At 69.8% G+C, this 16891-nt stretch carries 16 protein-coding genes; 8 read left to right on the top strand and 8 right to left on the bottom strand.

Annotated elements, in window-relative coordinates; all coding sequences use genetic code 11:
- Nucleotides 1-29 precede the first annotated feature (29 nt).
- The 6 genes from AB4880_RS03365 to AB4880_RS03340 form a co-directional block, all read right to left on the bottom strand.
- Nucleotides 30-461 (bottom strand): acyl-CoA thioesterase, encoded by a 432-nt coding sequence (locus tag AB4880_RS03365; protein WP_367917783.1) that lies wholly within the window; start codon nucleotides 459-461, stop codon nucleotides 30-32.
- Between the two features lie 8 nt (nucleotides 462-469).
- The gene (locus AB4880_RS03360; RefSeq protein WP_367917782.1) at nucleotides 470-1225 is read right to left on the bottom strand and encodes an SDR family NAD(P)-dependent oxidoreductase; all 756 of its coding nucleotides are present in this window, start codon (nucleotides 1223-1225) and stop codon (nucleotides 470-472) included.
- Complete coding sequence (locus AB4880_RS03355; protein ID WP_367917781.1) at nucleotides 1222-1998, bottom strand: SDR family NAD(P)-dependent oxidoreductase; 777 nt, start codon at nucleotides 1996-1998, stop codon at nucleotides 1222-1224. Before AB4880_RS03355 ends, AB4880_RS03360 begins: the two co-directional genes overlap by 4 nt.
- Nucleotides 1999-2050: 52 nt before the next feature.
- Entirely contained in the window at nucleotides 2051-3082 is a 1032-nt protein-coding gene (locus AB4880_RS03350) for an ABC transporter permease (protein WP_367917780.1), read from the bottom strand.
- A complete protein-coding gene (locus AB4880_RS03345; protein WP_367917779.1) occupies nucleotides 3082-4617 on the bottom strand; it encodes a sugar ABC transporter ATP-binding protein in 1536 nt (511 codons plus the stop codon). The genes AB4880_RS03350 and AB4880_RS03345 overlap by 1 nt, the downstream gene beginning before the upstream one ends.
- Nucleotides 4618-4774: 157 nt before the next feature.
- A complete protein-coding gene (locus AB4880_RS03340; RefSeq protein WP_367917778.1) occupies nucleotides 4775-5926 on the bottom strand; it encodes a sugar ABC transporter substrate-binding protein in 1152 nt (383 codons plus the stop codon).
- A gap of 230 nt (nucleotides 5927-6156) precedes the next feature.
- Between AB4880_RS03340 and surE the strand changes: the two genes are divergently transcribed.
- Nucleotides 6157-7104, top strand: coding sequence for a 5'/3'-nucleotidase SurE (gene surE / locus AB4880_RS03335; protein WP_367917777.1), 948 nt, complete (start codon nucleotides 6157-6159; stop codon nucleotides 7102-7104).
- A gap of 51 nt (nucleotides 7105-7155) precedes the next feature.
- Here the strand turns inward: surE and AB4880_RS03330 are convergent, their stop codons facing one another.
- Entirely contained in the window at nucleotides 7156-8388 is a 1233-nt protein-coding gene (locus tag AB4880_RS03330; protein ID WP_367917776.1) for a cytochrome P450, read from the bottom strand.
- A 289-nt stretch (nucleotides 8389-8677) separates the two neighbouring features.
- Nucleotides 8678-10051 carry an NAD-dependent succinate-semialdehyde dehydrogenase gene (locus AB4880_RS03325; RefSeq protein WP_367917775.1) on the bottom strand — a complete coding sequence of 458 codons (1374 nt, stop codon included), beginning with the start codon at nucleotides 10049-10051 and terminating at the stop codon, nucleotides 8678-8680.
- Between the two features lie 189 nt (nucleotides 10052-10240).
- On the opposite strand from AB4880_RS03325, the gene AB4880_RS03320 reads away from it, so the two are divergent.
- The 7 genes from AB4880_RS03320 (at nucleotide 10241) to AB4880_RS03290 (ending at nucleotide 16868) form a co-directional block, all read left to right on the top strand.
- On the top strand, nucleotides 10241-11014 hold the full coding sequence (locus AB4880_RS03320) for an SDR family NAD(P)-dependent oxidoreductase (RefSeq protein WP_367917774.1): 774 nt from the start codon (nucleotides 10241-10243) through the stop codon (nucleotides 11012-11014).
- 197 nt (nucleotides 11015-11211) lie between these two features.
- A complete protein-coding gene (locus AB4880_RS03315) occupies nucleotides 11212-12009 on the top strand; it encodes a class II aldolase/adducin family protein (protein ID WP_367917773.1) in 798 nt (265 codons plus the stop codon).
- 176 nt (nucleotides 12010-12185) lie between these two features.
- Complete coding sequence (locus tag AB4880_RS03310; protein WP_367917772.1) at nucleotides 12186-13100, top strand: alpha/beta hydrolase; 915 nt, start codon at nucleotides 12186-12188, stop codon at nucleotides 13098-13100.
- The gene (locus AB4880_RS03305; RefSeq protein ID WP_367917771.1) at nucleotides 13093-14670 is read left to right on the top strand and encodes a flavin-containing monooxygenase; all 1578 of its coding nucleotides are present in this window, start codon (nucleotides 13093-13095) and stop codon (nucleotides 14668-14670) included. The genes AB4880_RS03310 and AB4880_RS03305 overlap by 8 nt, the downstream gene beginning before the upstream one ends.
- A 3-nt stretch (nucleotides 14671-14673) precedes the next feature.
- Nucleotides 14674-15423 (top strand): TetR/AcrR family transcriptional regulator, encoded by a 750-nt coding sequence (locus AB4880_RS03300; RefSeq protein ID WP_367917770.1) that lies wholly within the window; start codon nucleotides 14674-14676, stop codon nucleotides 15421-15423.
- A gap of 55 nt (nucleotides 15424-15478) precedes the next feature.
- Nucleotides 15479-15682, top strand: a complete 204-nt coding sequence (locus AB4880_RS03295; RefSeq protein ID WP_367917769.1) for a ferredoxin — start codon at nucleotides 15479-15481, stop codon at nucleotides 15680-15682.
- 4 nt (nucleotides 15683-15686) lie between these two features.
- The gene (locus AB4880_RS03290) at nucleotides 15687-16868 is read left to right on the top strand and encodes an NAD(P)/FAD-dependent oxidoreductase (protein ID WP_367917768.1); all 1182 of its coding nucleotides are present in this window, start codon (nucleotides 15687-15689) and stop codon (nucleotides 16866-16868) included.
- Nucleotides 16869-16891 lie beyond the last annotated feature (23 nt).

Below are 16891 nucleotides of genomic sequence, written 5' to 3'. Positions count from 1 at the left end.
GACCTCGAGAGAGGTCCGGGGCTTCGCTGTCACCCGAGCGCGCGCCGTTCCGCGTCAGTGATCGGGCGCGATCCGCGGCGCTCGCCGTCCCACGCCACGTAGACCCCTTCGGCGGTGCTCGCGACGACTCCGGTTCCCGTGGACATCACCATGCTCGCGCGCAGTGACGATCGCCCCACATCGGTCACCTCGACGCGCACCCGGACAGGACCGTCGGAGCGGATGATCTCGCGCACATGGTCGATGCTGATCCGGCGGACGACGTAGCTGGCGCCGGGGCCCCACTTCTCCTCCATGAAGTCGCCGAAGACGTCGTGGTAGATGACGCAGTAGCTCGACGCGGTGACGTGCCCCAGGGAGTCGAAGTCGCGCCACCACAGCTGTCGTTCTCCCGACCATCCTGCAGCGTCGCCGGGACGATCAGGCGTGGTGGGGGTGGGCAGTGCCTGTCCTTGGCTCATCTGCGGACCTACTGCGCCGTGTATCCACCGTCGACGAGATACGACGATCCCGTGACGAAGCTCGCTTCATCGCTGGCGAGGAAGGCGATGACCGCAGCCACCTCTTCCGGTTCGGCCAGCCGACCCATCGGGTGCAGGGACTCGAGGTACCCGGGCTGCGCCTCGAGGTCAGCCTGGATCATCGGAGTGTTCACGTAGCCGGGGCAGACCGCGTTCACCCGGATGCCCTCGGCGGCGTGCTCGAGGGCCAGGTTCTTGGTGAGGCCCTCGACCGCGTGCTTGCTGGCGACGTAGGAGGTGGCGCCCGGCGTGCCGATCCGGCCGAGCATCGAGGCGTTGTTGACGATCGCCCCGCCGCCGGAGGCACGCAGAGCGGGGAGGGCGTGCTTGGCCATCAGGAAGACCCCGTCGAGGTTGACGGACAGGACCTGTCGCCACTCCGCCAGCGAGGTCGTGGCGCCGAGGCTCTCGAGAACGATGCCGGCGTTGTTCACCAGCACGTCGAGCCGGCCGTGCCGGGACATCAGGCTCGCGTAGAGCTCGGCCACCTGGGCTTCGTCGTCCACGGAGGCACGGACGAAGTCGGCAGACGCTCCCTGCTCCCGCAGGTCCGCGACCAGGCCCTCGCCGGCCGCCTGATCGAGGTCCACCACGACGACGGTCGCGCCCTCGGCCGCGAACCGGCAGACCGCGGCCTTCCCGATGCCCGAGGCACCGCCGGTCACGATGACGACCCTGCCGTCGAATCGGCGCATGCCGCTCATCGATCGGCACCTCGTCGCTGGTTCTTCTCACCGGTCCGTCGCGTCGACGCGGCCAGGCGCAGGGCGAGGGCCGGGGAGAGGCTGGTGAGCCGCGCCACGGCGCCCATGGCACGTGGTACGGCGCGGGCGACCTGGCGGCTGGCGAGCAGCTCCATCCCCGCGACGGCGACCTGATCGGGTTCGAGCTGTCGCGATCCGGCGAAGAGGATCGACGCACCCGGATCCGTGGCCACGTCGTCGACCATGGCCGTCGCGGTGACGTCCGGACACAGGGCGTGCACGCGGATCTGGGATCCCGCTCGGGCGAGATCGCCCTGGAGCGAGGTGCTGAACGACAACACCGCGGCCTTGGTGGCGCCGTAGATGGCCAGTCCCGGGACCGGCGCGAGGGCTGCGGTCGAGGCGACGTTGAGGATGCGGCCGGGTCCGGTCATCGCTCGGACGGCGGCGTGCGAGCCGGCGATCACCCCGCGCACGTTCACGTCGAAGGAGCGGTCGACGTCCGCTTGCAGGTGCGTCCAGGGCTCGCCGGCGATGAGCACGCCGGCGTTGTTGACCCAGACCCGGAGGTCTCCGAGCTCGGCTGCGCGAGCCGCGACGACCGCGTGGCTCTCGGCGTCGCGCACGTCCTGCTGAATCCAGGTGGCGCCTTCGATCGTCTCAGCGGCCGCCCGCACCGTCGACTCGTCGATGTCGGTCAACAGGACCCGGTGGCCTGCCTCGGCGAGTCGGCGCGCGAACGCCAGGCCGATTCCGCGGCCGCTGCCTGTCACGACTGCAACTGTGGTGGGGAGATTCATCCCTGCTCCTCGTGGGTGATGGTGATCAGGCTTCACGCCGGCCGCCGAGGCGCGCCGCGACGCCGACGCCGACGATGAGGGCACCGCCGTTGACGAAGCTCGACACGTAGTCGGGTGCGCCGGCGAGGTTGAGGCCGTTGTTGAGGACCGCGAGGAAGTAGACCGCCACGAGTGCGCCGCCGACGTTGTAGCGCCCGGGCTTGATGGCGGCCGCGCTGAGGAACGCCGCAGCAAGTGCCGGCAGGAGCAGACTGTCCGCGAGGTGGGGGTTGGCGCCGCCGGAACGCGCGACCTGCAGCATGCCGGCCGCGCCGCACAGCGCACCGGCGATGACGAATGTCGTACCGACGATCAGCTTGATCGGGATACCGGTGAGCCGGGCCGCCGACCGGTTCGAGCCGAGCGCGTACAGGTAGCGGCCGTAGGGCGTGTACTCGAGCAGGTAGTAGACGATGAACGCGACGATCGCGAGGGCGAAGACGGTGCGCGGAATCCCGAGCCAGGTGCTCGTGCCGAACTCGGTCACCCCGGCCGGGATGCTGCCCGCGACCGTGACGCCGCCCGTCTTCAGGGTGATGATGCCGGCGATGATGATGGAGACTCCCAGCGTCGTGATCACCGCGTTGACACCCATCCGGGTCACCAGCAGGGCGTTCACAAGACCGACCGCGATGCCGATGCCGACGGCCAGCGCGACGGCGAGCACCGCCGGCTTCCCGTCCGTCAGGAGGATGGCGGCGAACACCGAGCTCAGGGCCGCCGAGGCGCCCACCGACAGGTCCCACTCGTTGCACACGAGCGGGATCAACGAGCCCAGCGCGGTGATGGCGACCACCGTGCTCGAGCCGAGCAGGATCTGCAGGTTGGCCGTGGTGGGGAAGATGGCCGAGGTCTCGGGCCACACGCTGAAGAAGATGAAGGCGACCACCAGGAGGCCGGGGAAGGCATACGCCTCCAGGTAGCCGCGCAACGGCTTGCGGAGCCGGCGTACCCGGGCTGCTCGGGAGGACGCCAGGTCGGTCGTCTCGTCTGCCTGGGGGTTGGACAAGGTGCTCATCACGCGACTTCTTCCTCTCCATCACCGTGCGCCAGGCGCTCGATGCGGTTGCTGGTCAACTGGTCCCTCGGGATCTCGCCCACGATCCGGCCTCGACGTAGCACAAGGACCCGATCGCAGATGGCCGCGAGCTCCTCGCTGTCGGACGAGGCGACAAGGGCGACCGATCCGGCCTGCACTGCACGCTGGACCAGGCCGTAGATCTCGGCCCGGGCGCCGACGTCGACGCCCTGCGTGGGCTCGTCGAGGAGGACCACCTTCGGATCACGCCGCAGCCACCGGGCGACGATCGCCTTCTGCTGGTTGCCTCCCGACAGTGAGTTCAGCGCGTCGCTGACGGACTGCGCCTTGATCAGGTAGGTCTCGAGGAGGGCGTCGGCGTCGCGCCTCTCCCGCCGGACCAGGAAGCGGCCACCCTTGAAGTACCTGGCCAGAACGCTCACGGACATGTTCTCGGTGAGGCTCAGCTCAGGGAACGCCGCGTCCTCCGCCCGGTTCTCCGGGACGAACGCGAATCCGGCGCGCATCGCCCGGCGCGGGCTGTCCAGCTTCACCGATCGGCCGTCCAGCCGGATCGCGCCGGCCTCGGCCGGCAGGAAGCCGAAGAGCGACTTGAGCAGGCTGGAACGGCCCGACCCCACCAGACCAGCGATGCCGACGACCTCCCCGGCGTGGAGCGTGAGGTCGACCGGGCCGACCGGGCCCGCGGTGAGGCCCTCCACCTCGAGGACGACAGGGGCGTCGGCGGCCCCGCCGGTCGGCGCGACCTCCTCGACAGCCCGTCCGATGATCAGCTCGACGAGGTCGTTGCGCGTCAGCGACCGGGGGGCGACCTCGTCGACCAGTCGGCCGTTGCGCAGGAGGATCGCATTGTCGGCCACGGCGAACACCTCCTCGAGGCGGTGTGTCACGAGGATCACGGTCTGCCCGCGCTCCGCTTGGCGACGTACGGCGGCAAGGAGGAGAGCCACCTCGGTGTGCGGCAGCGACACGGTCGGCTCGTCGAGGATGAGGATCCCCTCTCCCTCGCCCTGCGTGCGCAGCGCCCGGGCGATGGCGACCATCGTCTGGCGGGCCTGTCCGAGCTCACCGAGCAGCTGGTCGGGATGGGCCTCGATCCCGAAGCGTTCCAGGATCTCGCCCGCCTCCCTGCGGGCGCGGCTCCACTTGATCCGGCCACCGGCGCCGCGGGGGAAGCCCGGGCCGCCGATGGCCAGGTTCTCCGCGACGGTCAGCTCGGGGAAGGTCGAGCGCTGTTGATGGACGAAGCTCAGACCCGCCGCAGCGGCCTTCGCCGGCGTCATGTCCGGGAGCGACAGGGTGGAGCCGGCGATGTCGATCGTCCCTGCATCGGCCTGCTCGACTCCCGCCAGCATCTTGATCAGGGTCGACTTGCCGGAGCCGTTGCCGCCGAGCAGGGCGTGCACCTGTCCCGCCGCCAGGTCGAAGGTCACGTCGGCCACGGCCAGGTTGGTGCCGAACGCCTTGCTGACGCCCCGCACCGCAAGCGCTGGACGCTGTGCCTCATCGGTCATGGGACAACTGTCAGCCCACGCGACCCGCGGTGAGTTTCGAATCACACCAACCTCACCCACCCGGGCTACCGGCCCTCGCGCGAGAGCGCCCCGAACACGGCTCAGCCCCCGACAGGACGCGCCTGTCGGGGGCTGAGCGTGGATCAGCAGCCGCAGGTCAGTTCTTGCCCCAGAGCTTCAGGTACGCCGCACGGAAGTCCACCGGCGGCTCGAAGGGCTTGCCCTTCGCCGGCAGGTTGTGGTCCTTGTCGCAGACCTGGACGCCCATTCCGGTGTCGACGGCGTTGGGATCGGCTCCGGCGAAGATGCGGGCCAGCGCGTCCACGGCGGCGTACGTCTCCCACTCGACCGACTGGCCGGCGCACATCTGCATGCCCTTGCCGTCGCGGATCTGCTGGATCCCGGCAATCGTGCCCTCTCCACCCGAGACGGTCAGGGACTTCAACCGGCCGGTGGCGGAGAGTGCCTGCACGCCGCCACTCTGGGTCATGATCGCGTCATAGCTCGGCATGAACGCGTTGGCGTCGGGATGCTTGACCATCGTCTGCTGGATCTTCTCCTGCAGCGCCGGCCCGATGTCCGCGGACACCCAGGTGACGTCGTCGAGGACCTCGCAGGACGGGCAGTCGTCGAGAACCTTCTTGTTGCCCTTGGTCACCAGACGGGTGGTCTCGGTGTCGGTGCCGGTGTTGAGGACGACCTTGGCCTGCCCCTTGGTCTTCGCGACCACCCAAGCGGCCTGTGCCTCGCCGAACTCGACGGTCGCGTCCTGGAAGGACTTGTGGCTCTCGTAGGTCACCGTGTGGCTGAAGAGCCCCGGCTTGCAGTCCTGCGACTCGATGGCCACGACCGGGATCTTCGCGGCCTTCGCCTGCTCCAGCGCGTTCTTGACGGTAGCGCAGTCGATGACCTCGAGGATGATGCCGTCGGCCTTGGCGACGACCGCCTGCTGAACGCCGGTGAGCATCTGGTTCGGGTCGAACTTCGCGTCGTAGACGTGCATGGACCAGCCCAGCGCTCCGGCCGCCTCCTTCGCCGCGTCCGCGGAGCGAACCGAGTACTCGATGCCGAGCCCGACGGAGACGAGCCAGATGTTCTTGCCGCTCGCGGTCGCGACAGCCGGCCCCTCCGGCTCCTTGTAGGTGCCCTTGTACCAGCCGTCCAGTGCCTGCTGGTAGCGCGCGACGTCGGCGTCGCTCGACTTCCCGTGGGCGCCGTCATCCTTCGCCGCGCCACAGGCGGTGACGGTCGACATCAGCGCGACCGTCGCAGCGAGCGCCACCCACCGTCGCTTCGAACGGATCTTCATAGTTCCTCCTGGTCCAGCTCTCGCACGACGAGCCCCGACCCGAGAGTGATCCGGGACACATTCCCAGGCGACTGTCGCGGCGCCGGGACGTTCTCAGCCGTCTACGCGTCCCGAGTTCACCCGGATGGGGGATCCGGCAGGGGCGCGCTCGACGCTCGCGCGGCGAAGCGCTCGATCGTGGTCGCCGTCGACGAACCCCGGCGCCCAGCGCCCGACCTAAGGACTGAGAGATGAAGACTCGACACACCCTCCTCGCGAGCGCCGCGGCGCTCGCACTGACCGTCGCGGCGCTCGCTTCAGCGGGCCCGGCGGCGTCGACCGCCGTTCCGTCGTCCCCCGCCGGCTGCAAGCGACCGCTGGACATCGTGCTGACCAACGACGACGGCTACGCCGCGCCGGGCATCAACGCCGTGTACGCCGCGCTGAACGCCGCCGGACATCACGTCGCGATGGTCGCGCCCGCGACGAACCAGACCGGCAAGGGCGGCGGCATGGCTTACGGCGGCACGCTCGACGTGACCCATCCGGTCGCCGGAGACCCCGACATCTGGGCCGTCGGCGGCACCCCCGCCGACGCGGTGGCCTTCGCCCTCACCGCACTCTTCGCCGACGACGAGCCGGACCTGGTGATCTCGGGGACCAACGCCGGGACCAATCTCTCGCTGGTGACCAACCACTCCGGCACGGTCGGTGCCGCCACCACCGCCCTCGACCGCGGCATCCCCGCGATCGCGGTCAGCACCGCACATCCGGCCGAGTTCGACGCCCACTGGACCGGCGGCTCGAGCTACGACTTCGCCGGCACGGCCCGCCTGGTTACCCAGCTCGTCGCTTCCGTGGCGCGGAACGCCACCGACTGCGGGCAGCTGCTGCCGCGCAACGTCGGGTTCAACGTGAACTACCCCTCGCAGCCGTTCCGCGGTGTCCGCGAGGCGACCTTCGCCGACATCGATCCCCTGCACACGACGTACCGCCGGGTGGACGACGACACCTGGTCCGTCGGCTACGACCTGGGCGTCATGCAGGACGCGACGGCGACCACCGGCAAGGTGACGACCGACTACGAGCTGCTGGCGCGCGGCTATGCGACGGTGACCCCGCTCGACGGCGACCTGTCCATCGCACGGCCGTCCGGACGTGACAACCTCACCCGGAAGATCATCGCCGACCTCGACTGATCAGCGCGGCGCGGCCCCTGGGCACTCTCGAAGCACCCAGGTGCCGCGTCATCACGCGCGGGGGCCGAGCCGCACCGGCAGCACCTTGACCTGGTTGATGAAGAAGGACTCGGCGTGCGGCGCCTGGCCCGCGATCTGCATCTGCGGATAGCGCTTGAGCGTCTCCTCGATCATCAGGCGCAGCTCGAGCCTGGCGAGTGCGTTGCCGAGGCAGAAGTGTCGGCCGCCCGCGCCGAACGCCTGGTGCTCGGGGTTGCGGGTGACGTCGAACCGGTGCGGGTCGTCGTACTTGTCCGCGTCCCGGTTCGAGGCCGGGTACCACAGGACGACCTTGTCGTCCTCCTTGATCAGCTGACCGCCGAGCTCGACGTCCTTGGTCGCCGTACGCCGCATGAAGGAGAACGCCGGGAACATCCGCAGCGCCTCCTCGACGACGCTCGGCACCAGCGACAGGTCGTCGAGCACCTTCTGGCGCTCGTCGGGGTTCTCCATCAGCGCCTTCATCGCGCTGACATAGGTCGCCATCGTGCTGTCGTTGCCCGCACCGATGAGCAGGAGTGTGCCGTACATGATCTCCTCGGCGGAGAGCCTCCGACCGTCGATCTCGGCGTGCACGAGGACGCTGATCAGGTCATCCGTGGGCGTCTCCCGGCGGGCCTCGATCATGACGGTGACTTCGCGCATGAGCGTCGGAAGCAGCTCGTTGACGTACGCCGGGATGCCGCCCGGGTTGAGGTCCGGGTCGTCGCGGCCCATGTAGCGCTTCATGTAGTCGGCCCACTTGACGTCCTCCTCCTCGGGGATGCCGAGGAGCTGGTGGATGACCCGGGCGACGATCGGCTGGGACACTGCACCGACCAGGTCCGCCTCGCCCTGCCCGTCGAGCCGGTCGAGAACACCGGTGACGATGTCGCGGATCCATCCCTCGTGCTGCGCGATCTGCTCGTTGGTGAAGCCCTTGAGGAAGAGCTGCTTGATCCGGTCGTGCTTCGGCGGGTCCATGCCGATGAACTCGGCGCGGGCGAACTCCAGCGGGATCTGGTGGTTGGTGATGTCGATGCCCATACGCTCCGACGAGAAGGTCTTCCAGTCGCGGCTCACCTTCGCCACGTCATCAGCCTTCGTGACCGACCAGAACCCCTCCTCCTCGGGAAGCACGGGGATGCCCGGCGACCAGTGCACCGGGCACTTCGACCGGAGCTCGGCGAACACCTCGTGCGGCGGACCGTCCGCCCACAGGGCGAAGTCGGCGAGGGTCAGGTCCTCGGGAATCTTGTCGGTCATCGGGTCGTCCATGGTCGGTCTGGCAGGTCGGCGCGATCGCTCGTCTGAGTCACTCGATCGACTTCGGGGACGCTGGATCCGGGCGCGGCCCGATTCCGCCATGAGTGGGCATGCCCGGCCCTGCTGGGGAACGTGCGACCTCCCGCCGCGGCGTCAGCGACGACCGTGGCGCGCCGCTCACTCGCCGGGACGTGTGCCATCGAGCTCCTCTCGTCGTACGGCGCCTTCTGCGGTTCGGGCTCGTGCACGCCTCAGTCGTGCACGAGCCCGTTCGACGACACCGGAATGCTCAGCCGCCGATGCGGATGAGCTTGCGGTTGACGAACTCGTCCACGCCGTACTTGCCCAGCTCGCGGCCGAAGCCCGAGCGCTTGGTTCCGCCGAACGGCAGCGCCGGCTCGTCGGCGCCGACGATGTTCACGAAGACCATCCCGGCCTCGAGCGCGTCGGCGACACGCTCGGCCTGCGCGGCGTCCGTGGTGAAGACGTAGGAGCCGAGACCGAACGGCGAGCTGTTGGCCAGGGCGATCGCCTCCTCCTCGGAAGCGACGCGGTACAGGTTGGCCACGGGGCCGAAGAACTCCTCGGCCGCCGCCTCGTTGGCCGGGTCGATGTCGACCAGGATGGTGGGGCAGTACGCCGCCCCCTCGCGCGTGCCGCCCAGCGCCACCTTCGCCCCGCCCTCGACCGCCCGGGACACCTGGTCCTCGAGGAACTCCGCGGCGCCGACCGACGACAGCGGGCCGAGTGCGGTGCCCTCCGCCATCGGGTCGCCCGGTCGGAGCTCGGACAGGTTCGCGGTCATCTTCTCGAGGAACGCGTCGTACAGGCTGTCGATCACGATGAACCGCTTCGCGCCGCAGCACATCTGGCCGGCGTTGTCGAAGAACCGGACGGTGAGCGCGGCCTCGACCGTGGCGTCGAGGTCGTCGCTGCTGAGGACGATGAACGGGTCGGCACCGCCGAGCTCGAGCACGACCTTCTTGAGGTGGCGACCAGCAGCCTGGGCGATGTGGGCACCCACCTTCTCCGAGCCCGTGACCGACACGCCCTGGACCCGCGGGTCGGCGATCAGGCCGTCGACCTGGGCGTAGGTGGCGTAGAGGTTCTCGAAGGCGCCTGCGGGGAAGCCGGCGTCGAGGAAGATCTGCTCCATCGCGGCGGACGACTCCGGGCACTGAGCGGCGTGCTTGAGCAGCACGGTGTTGCCCGCCATCAGGTTCGGGCCGGCGAAGCGGGCCACCTGGTAGTAGGGGTAGTTCCACGGCATGACGCCGAGGAGGACGCCGAGCGACGAGCGGCGGACCACAGCCGTGCCCTCGCCCCATTCCAGGTCGATCGGCTCGTCGGCGAGGAACTTCTCGGCGTTGCGGCCGTAGTAGTCGTAGATCGCGCTGACGTAGTCCACCTCGAGCCCGGCCTGGTCGACCGGCTTGCCCATCTCGCGGCTGATGATCCGAGCCAGCTCGTCACGGCGCTCGGCGTACAGCTCGGCCACGCGGCCGAGGAGCGCGGCGCGCTCAGCCGGTGTCGAGGTGCGCCCCCAGGTGCGGTGGACCTCGTCCGCCCGCGAGATCTTGGCCTCGAGCTCGGCGTCGGTCAGCGCGGCGAATTCCTTGATGGTCTGCCCCGTGGCGGGGTCGACGACGGCGTACGTGCTCACGTCGGGCCTTCCTGATGGTGTGTCTGGTCACAGCTGGTCGTCTCGACACTGCCGCGCGTCCCGCGCCGCGCTCACCCGCACCTCCGAAAGCCCGCCCGACCGGGGGAGGCCGTGAGGGCATCACCCAGTCGGGCGGTCCACGACGACGAGCGCACCACGGAGGCGCACAGGCCTTGCATGCTGCACGGCATGACTGCCACGACCCCCGCCACCGACCCCTTCGACATCGCCGGCCGGCGCGCCATCGTGTCCGGCGCCAGCCGCGGCATCGGTCGCGCCATCGCCCTCGGCCTCGCCCAGCGCGGCGCGCACGTCCTCGGGATGGCGCGCAGCGAGGAGGGGCTCAAGGAGACGGCGGCCCTCGGCGCCGACGCGCCCGGCACCATCGACATCCTCGCCACCGACCTGCGCACGCCCGAGTCGGCCGAGGCCGCCATCTTGACCGCAGCCGAGACGCTGGGCGGCATCGACATCCTGGTCAACAACGCCGCCGACGACCACGACTCGCCCATCGAGAAGACCGACCTCGCGACCTTCCAGCGGGTCCTCGAGCTCAACCTCCAGTCGTGCTGGGTGATGAGCAAGGCGGCCTCGCCGTTCCTCAAGGACGGCGGCGGCAAGGTCATCAACATCGCGTCCGTGCTGGGCCTGGTCGCCATCCGCGACGACAGTGCGTACATCGCGGCGAAGCACGGCCTGGTCGGCCTGACCAAGGCGCTGGCGCTCGAGTGGGCACGCAAGGGCGTCCAGGTCAACGCCATCGCTCCCGGCTACGTCGAGACCGCCATGCTGCCGCAGCTGGGCCACGAGGGCGTCGCCGACTACATCCGCAAGCAGGTCCCCATGGGTCGCTGGTCGCAGCCGGAGGAGTACGCCGCTCCCGCGATCTTCCTCGCCTCCGCCGCGTCCGACTACGTCACCGGCCAGGTGCTCGTCGTCGACGGCGGCCTCACCGCCCAGTAGGCATCTGCTAGCACGACCGACTGCGACGACCCCGGGAGCCCTGGCCCCGGGGTCGTCGCACATCGCCGTGGCGGCACCGCCCCATCCCCCATCCGGGGGGCCGTGATCGGTGACGACCCGCAGATCGTTTCGGCGTCGACCACGGTGGAACGGCGGTGAGCACGCTCTGCCCGCCGTAGCGAGTCGAGGAGCGAACCATGACGGCACAGACCAACCCTGGGGCAACGACCAAGGCCGGCACTTCCGGCGCGACGGAGGAGGAGGAGCTCCGTCGCGAGCTCGCTGCGGTGTACCGGCTCGTGCACCACTTCCAGATGACCGACCTCATCTTCACGCACATCTCGGCACGGCTGCCGGGCCCGGATCACCTCTTCCTGATCAACCAGTACGGCCTGATGTTCGACGAGATCACCGCCTCGAACCTGGTGGTGGTCGACCTCGACGGCCGTCTCGTCCGCTCTGCCGAAGGAGCCGTGGTCAACCCAGCCGGCTTCGTGATCCACTCCGCGATCCACCGCCGACGCCCGGACGCGAACTGCGTGCTGCACACGCACACCCGCGCCGGCTGCGCCGTCGCGGCACAGGAGAAGCTGTTGCCGTTGAACCAGATGTCGATGAGCTTCTACGACCGCGTCGGCTACCACGACTACGAGGGCGTCGCCCTCAACCTCGACGAGCAGGAGCGACTCGTCGCCGACCTCGGCCGGCATCACTCGCTGATTCTGCGCAACCATGGGCTGCTCACCGTGGGAGCGTCGCCCGCGGAGGCGTTCCTCCGGATGTTCTATCTGCACCGCTCGTGCCAGATCCAGGTCGATGCCCTGGCCGGCGGCGGCCCCCTCGTGCTGCCGCCGCCCGAGGTCTGCGAGCACGCCGCACGCCAGCTCGAGGAGGGCGAGGACAGCGACGACTACACCGACGAGCTCGGGCTCGAGCTGACCTGGCAGGCGCTCACCCGGCTGGTGGAGCGTACCTACCCCGACTACGCCACCTAGCCACGCCCGCGGCCCCCGCGACCGGCGTCACGCCCTCCTCACGGGCACTCCCCCAGCCGGGTGTGCTCCGACCTACCGGGTGTTCAGGAGCGGTCCGCGCGGGCCTACGTTCACCGATGATCCCGACCTGCGCCAGGAGCACCCGCATGCCACTCGAACCACGTTCAGCAGAACTGATGAACGACCTCGCCGCCACCGCCCTTCCGATCGAGCAGTGGACTCCGGGGATCCTGCGACTGGGCGACATGGTCCTCTCGGGGATGAGCGGCCGCGGTCCCGCGGTCGGCGCGGTCCGCAATGTGCGCCTCGCGGGTGTGGACGGCGGCTCCTTCCGGGTCCGGGTGCTCTCCCCCTCGGGTGATCCTTCCGGTGTCGTCGTCTACTTCCACGGCGGCGGTTGGGTCCTGGGAGACATCGACCTGCAGTACGACCACGTCGCCCGCGACCTGGTGAACCGGACCGACGCCGTCGTGGTCCTCGTCAACTACCGCAAGGCGCCGGAGCATCCCTTCCCGACCGCCATCGAGGACGGCTGGACTGCGCTGCGTTGGATCGCGGAGCACGCCACCGAGCTCGGAGTCGCCGGCACGCCCCTGGTCGTCGCCGGCGACAGTGCGGGCGGCAATGTCGCCGCGGTCATGACGCAGTGGGCGCGCGACCGGGGCGGTCCGCGCATCGACGGGCAGATCCTCGTCTACCCCGTGACAGGCTGCGATCTCGACCTTCCGTCCTTCCACGCGCCGGAGAACCAGCAGTTCCTCGACCGGGCGGCGATGGCCTGGTTCTGGGACCGCTACCTCCCGGAGACCTCCGCCCGCACCAGCGCCGACGCCTCCCCCCGCCTCGCGGCGGACCTGAGCGGACTGCCACCGGCACTCGTCTACCTCGCCGAGTACGACCCGCTGCATGACGACGGCAAGGCGTACGCCGACGCCCTCGGCGCCGCCGGCGTCCCCGTCGACCTGGTCGTCGCGCACGGCCAGATGCACGGCTTCTTCCAGATGCCCGGCATCCTCCCCGGCTACGACGCCGGGATGGCGCTCGTCGCCGACCACATCATCGGCTTCCTCAAGGAGAACCACCGTGACTGAACACGACGTGCTGGTCATCGGGGCCGGCTTCGCCGGCATGTACCAGCTGCACCTCCTTCGTGAGCGTGGCTTCGACGTCCACGTGATCGAGGCAGGAGGAGATGTCGGCGGCACCTGGTTCTGGAACCGCTACCCCGGCGCGCGTTGTGACATCGAGTCGGTCGAGTACTCCTACTCCTTCGACGAGGAGCTCCAGCGGGAGTGGACCTGGACCGAGCGGTACGCCGCCCAGCCGGAGCTGCTCAGCTACGCGCGTCACGTCGCCGACCGGTTCGACCTGCGCAAGGACATCACCTTCAACCAGCGCGTGCGCACGCTCGACTGGAACGAGCGTGAGACTCACTGGGTGGTCACCACCGGCGACGGCGCCACCCGCACGGCTCGCCACGTCATCGCCGCCACCGGATGCCTCTCCGTGCCGTCACGTCCGAGCTTCCCCGGCATGGACGAGTTCCGTGGAGAGCTGCTGTGGACCTCGGACTGGCCGGCGGACGCGAACCTGGCCGGCAAGCGCGTCGCCGTGATCGGCACGGGATCATCGGGCCTCCAGACGATCACCGTGGTCGCCCGCGACGCTGGGGCGCTGACCGTCTTCCAGCGGACGCCCTGCTACGCCGTGCCCGCCCACAACGGGCCGATCGCCGACGTCCTCCCCGCCATCAAGCAGCACTACCCCGACCTGCGCGCAGGCAGCCGGATGGCGCCGAGCGGCTACCAGTGCGGGGTCGAGACGACCGCCCTGAGCGAGATCACACCGGACGAGACCCGTCCCGCGCTCGACAAGCGCTGGGAGCTCGGCGGCCTCTGCTTCGCGGACTCGCTGGCTGACGTCCTGACCGACCCCGCGGCCAACGCCCGCGTCTCGGAGTATGTCCGCACCCGGATCAAGGAGAAGGTCGCCGACCCGCAGGTCGCCGCGAAGCTGCTCCCGACCTTCCCCATCGCAGCCAAGCGGATGTGCGTGGACACCGGCTACTACGAGGTCTACAACCAGCCGAACGTCACCCTGATCGACATCAACGAAGCGCCGATCCGGCGGCTGACCGAGCGCGGCATCCTGGCCGGCGAGACCGAGCACGAGTTCGACGTCATCATCATGGCGACGGGCTTCGACGCGATGACCGGCGCCCTGAACGCCGTCGAGATCCGCAACGGTGACCGGACGCTGAGCGAGAAGTGGGCCCACGGCCCGCGCACCTACCTCGGGCTGATGTCCGCCGGCTTCCCCAACCTGTTCACCATCTGTGGCCCACAGAGCCCCTCCGTGCTCTCCAACATGATCACCTCCATCGAGCAGCACGTGGAGTGGATCGGCGACGCGCTCGACCATCTGCGCGAGGAGGGTCTGACCCGGATCGAGGCCGGCGTCGAGAGCGAGGACAACTGGGTCACGACGACCAACGACCTCGCGAACCTCACCCTGATGCCGCAGGCCGCCTCCTGGTACATGGGCGCCAACATCCCCGGCAAGGAGCGGGTCTTCATGCCCTTCGTCGGCGGCGTCGGCCTCTACCGTCAGGTCGCCGAGGGAGTGGCGGCGTCCGGATATCACGGGTTCGAGCTGGAGTGAGACGTGGACCGGTCGGACATTCATCGCGTCGCTCTGCGCCAGTTCGCGACCAAGGGCTACCACGGGACGACGGTGCGCCATCTCGCGGCGGCGCTCGAGGTGACCGCACCGGCGATCTACCACCATTTCCGCAGCAAGGACGAGGTGCTCACCTCCCTCATCGAGGACATCGTCACCCAGGACCTCGTGGTCCTGCGCCTGATCCAGGACGAGCAACCCACCGCGGCCGCGCTCGACGCCGTCCTCTTCGCCCACGTCTACGGCATGTGCGTGGGCCGGGAGGAGACCCTCGTCGTCGATCGTGAGGCCAAGCTGCTCACCGCCGAGTTCGCCGAGCGGGTCGCCCGCGTCCTGAGCACCTACCGGGCGATCATCGCGGAGATGATCGGTGCGGAGTACGCGCTCGCCGGCCCCGAGCTGGAGCTCGCCACCCGTGCCGTGCTCGGCCTGGGCGCGAGCGTCGTGCCGTGGTTCGACGCGAACGGGGCGCTCGAGGCCCGCGACGTCGCTCTCGCCTTCATCACCTACGCGCGCGGCATCCTCAGCGCCGCCGAGGGGCAGGCCGGCCGGCAGCGAGGCGGCCCGGCATCACCGACCGTGGCGGGCGACTGCTTCGCGCCGGTCGCCGAGCTCATCGACCGCCTGGTGGACGGTCGTCGGTCACCGTCGGCCCGTCGAGAACAGACCGCACCCCCCAACCGGGCGCTTTTCGAGCGACCCTCGCCCGAGCCGCGGTGCGCGGCGGCAGGCTGACTCCCACACGGCGCGCCGACCGCTACAGATGAGGCGCGGAGGAAGGGAGCCCCCCATGACGATGAAGATCACCGTCGATCTCGACGGATGCACCGGCTGCGCCTGCTGCATGATGGAGTCGCCCAACGTCTTCGACATCGACGACGAGACGGGGCAGGTCATCGTCCTCGTCGAGAATCCGGGCGAGGAGCTGCGCGAGGAGGTCGAGCGCGGCATCCGCTCGTGCCCCGAGAACGTCATCGTCCTCGAGACTGCCTGACGTCATGCGACGCGTCGTGGTCGTCGGTGGCTCGCTCGCGGGAGTGAACGCCGTTGAGGAGCTCAGACACCGAGGATTCCAGGGCGAGATCACCCTGGTCAGCGGCGAGGACGACCTTCCCTACGACAAGCCGCCGCTGTCGAAGGCGGCACTCAAGGAAGGCCCGCAGCACCAGCAGCTGGCGCTCAAGGACGCCGCCTGGTACGACGAGCACGGCATCGACGTGCTGCTCGCCTCCCGCGCGGTCGGGCTCGACACCCGCGCCCGCAGGGTGGCCCTCGAGGACGGGCGCGCGCTGGACTACGACGGGCTGGTCATCGCGACCGGTTGCTCCTCTCGTCCGCTCAACGGCTTGGCCGAGCAGGCCAGGATCCACGTGGTGCGGGATCTGGCCGACGCCACCGCGCTGCACGGCGAGCTTCGGGCCGGTCGCCACCTCGTCGTCATCGGCGCCGGGTTCATCGGCCTCGAGGTCGCCGCCACCGCCCGGAGCCTCGGACTCGACGTCTCGGTGGTCGAGTCAGCCCCGGTGCCGCTGACGCGGGTGCTCGGCAACGAGACGGGCGGCTGGTTCCGCGACTTCCACGCCGGCCACGGCATCACGCTCCATTGCGGCACCGGAGTCTCGCGCATCGAGGCGGGAGCCGGAGGGAGCCAGGTCCACCTCGCCGACGGCACGGTCCTGAAGGCAGACCTCATCGTCGCGGGAATCGGCGTCGTGCCCGCCACCGGCTGGCTGCAAGGCAGCGGCGTCGACCTCTTCGACGGTGTCGTCTGCGACCCGACGCTGCGGACCACCGCACCGGAGGTCGTGGCGGCAGGTGACCTGGTGCGCTGGCACAACAGCCTCTTCGACGAGACCATGCGCGTGGAGCAGTGGCTCAACGCTGTCGACCAGGGCGCACACGCGGCCCGCACCCTGCTCGGCGAGGCCGAGCCGTTCGCGCACGTGCCCTACTTCTGGTCCGACCAGTTCGACGCCAAGGTCCGCTTCGTCGGCCGTGCCGACGCCACCGACCAGGTCGAGGTGCGGCACCCCAGGGACAACGCCGTGGTCACCCTCTTCGGGCACGCCGACGTCGTGCGGGGTGCCCTGTGCATCAACGCGCCCCGGCAGCTCGCGCTCCTCAAGCGTGCGATCCAGAGCGGCACCAGCTGGCAGGACGCACTCGACATCGTCGGCTGAGCCGCACCGAGCAGATCGACGAG

It is taken from the genome of Nocardioides ginsengisoli (assembly GCF_039537225.1).
In the GTDB taxonomy this organism is placed as follows: domain Bacteria; phylum Actinomycetota; class Actinomycetes; order Propionibacteriales; family Nocardioidaceae; genus Nocardioides; species Nocardioides ginsengisoli.
This window is presented reverse-complemented; position numbering and strand designations above follow the sequence as displayed.

Bases quoted from the DNA above. Each gene is read 5' to 3' on its own strand.
- AB4880_RS03320 (WP_367917774.1), top strand. From the start codon at position 10,241: ATGACTGCCACGACCCCCGCCACCGACCCCTTCGACATCGCCGGCCGG.
- AB4880_RS03340 (WP_367917778.1), bottom strand. From the start codon at position 5,926: ATGAAGATCCGTTCGAAGCGACGGTGGGTGGCGCTCGCTGCGACGGTC.
- AB4880_RS03350 (WP_367917780.1), bottom strand. From the start codon at position 3,082: ATGAGCACCTTGTCCAACCCCCAGGCAGACGAGACGACCGACCTGGCG.
- AB4880_RS03330 (WP_367917776.1), bottom strand. From the start codon at position 8,388: ATGACCGACAAGATTCCCGAGGACCTGACCCTCGCCGACTTCGCCCTG.
- AB4880_RS03365 (WP_367917783.1), bottom strand. From the start codon at position 461: ATGAGCCAAGGACAGGCACTGCCCACCCCCACCACGCCTGATCGTCCC.
- AB4880_RS03290 (WP_367917768.1), top strand. From the start codon at position 15,687: ATGCGACGCGTCGTGGTCGTCGGTGGCTCGCTCGCGGGAGTGAACGCC.
- AB4880_RS03360 (WP_367917782.1), bottom strand. From the start codon at position 1,225: ATGAGCGGCATGCGCCGATTCGACGGCAGGGTCGTCATCGTGACCGGC.
- surE (WP_367917777.1), top strand. From the start codon at position 6,157: ATGAAGACTCGACACACCCTCCTCGCGAGCGCCGCGGCGCTCGCACTG.
- AB4880_RS03295 (WP_367917769.1), top strand. From the start codon at position 15,479: ATGACGATGAAGATCACCGTCGATCTCGACGGATGCACCGGCTGCGCC.
- AB4880_RS03310 (WP_367917772.1), top strand. From the start codon at position 12,186: ATGAACGACCTCGCCGCCACCGCCCTTCCGATCGAGCAGTGGACTCCG.
- AB4880_RS03315 (WP_367917773.1), top strand. From the start codon at position 11,212: ATGACGGCACAGACCAACCCTGGGGCAACGACCAAGGCCGGCACTTCC.
- AB4880_RS03345 (WP_367917779.1), bottom strand. From the start codon at position 4,617: ATGACCGATGAGGCACAGCGTCCAGCGCTTGCGGTGCGGGGCGTCAGC.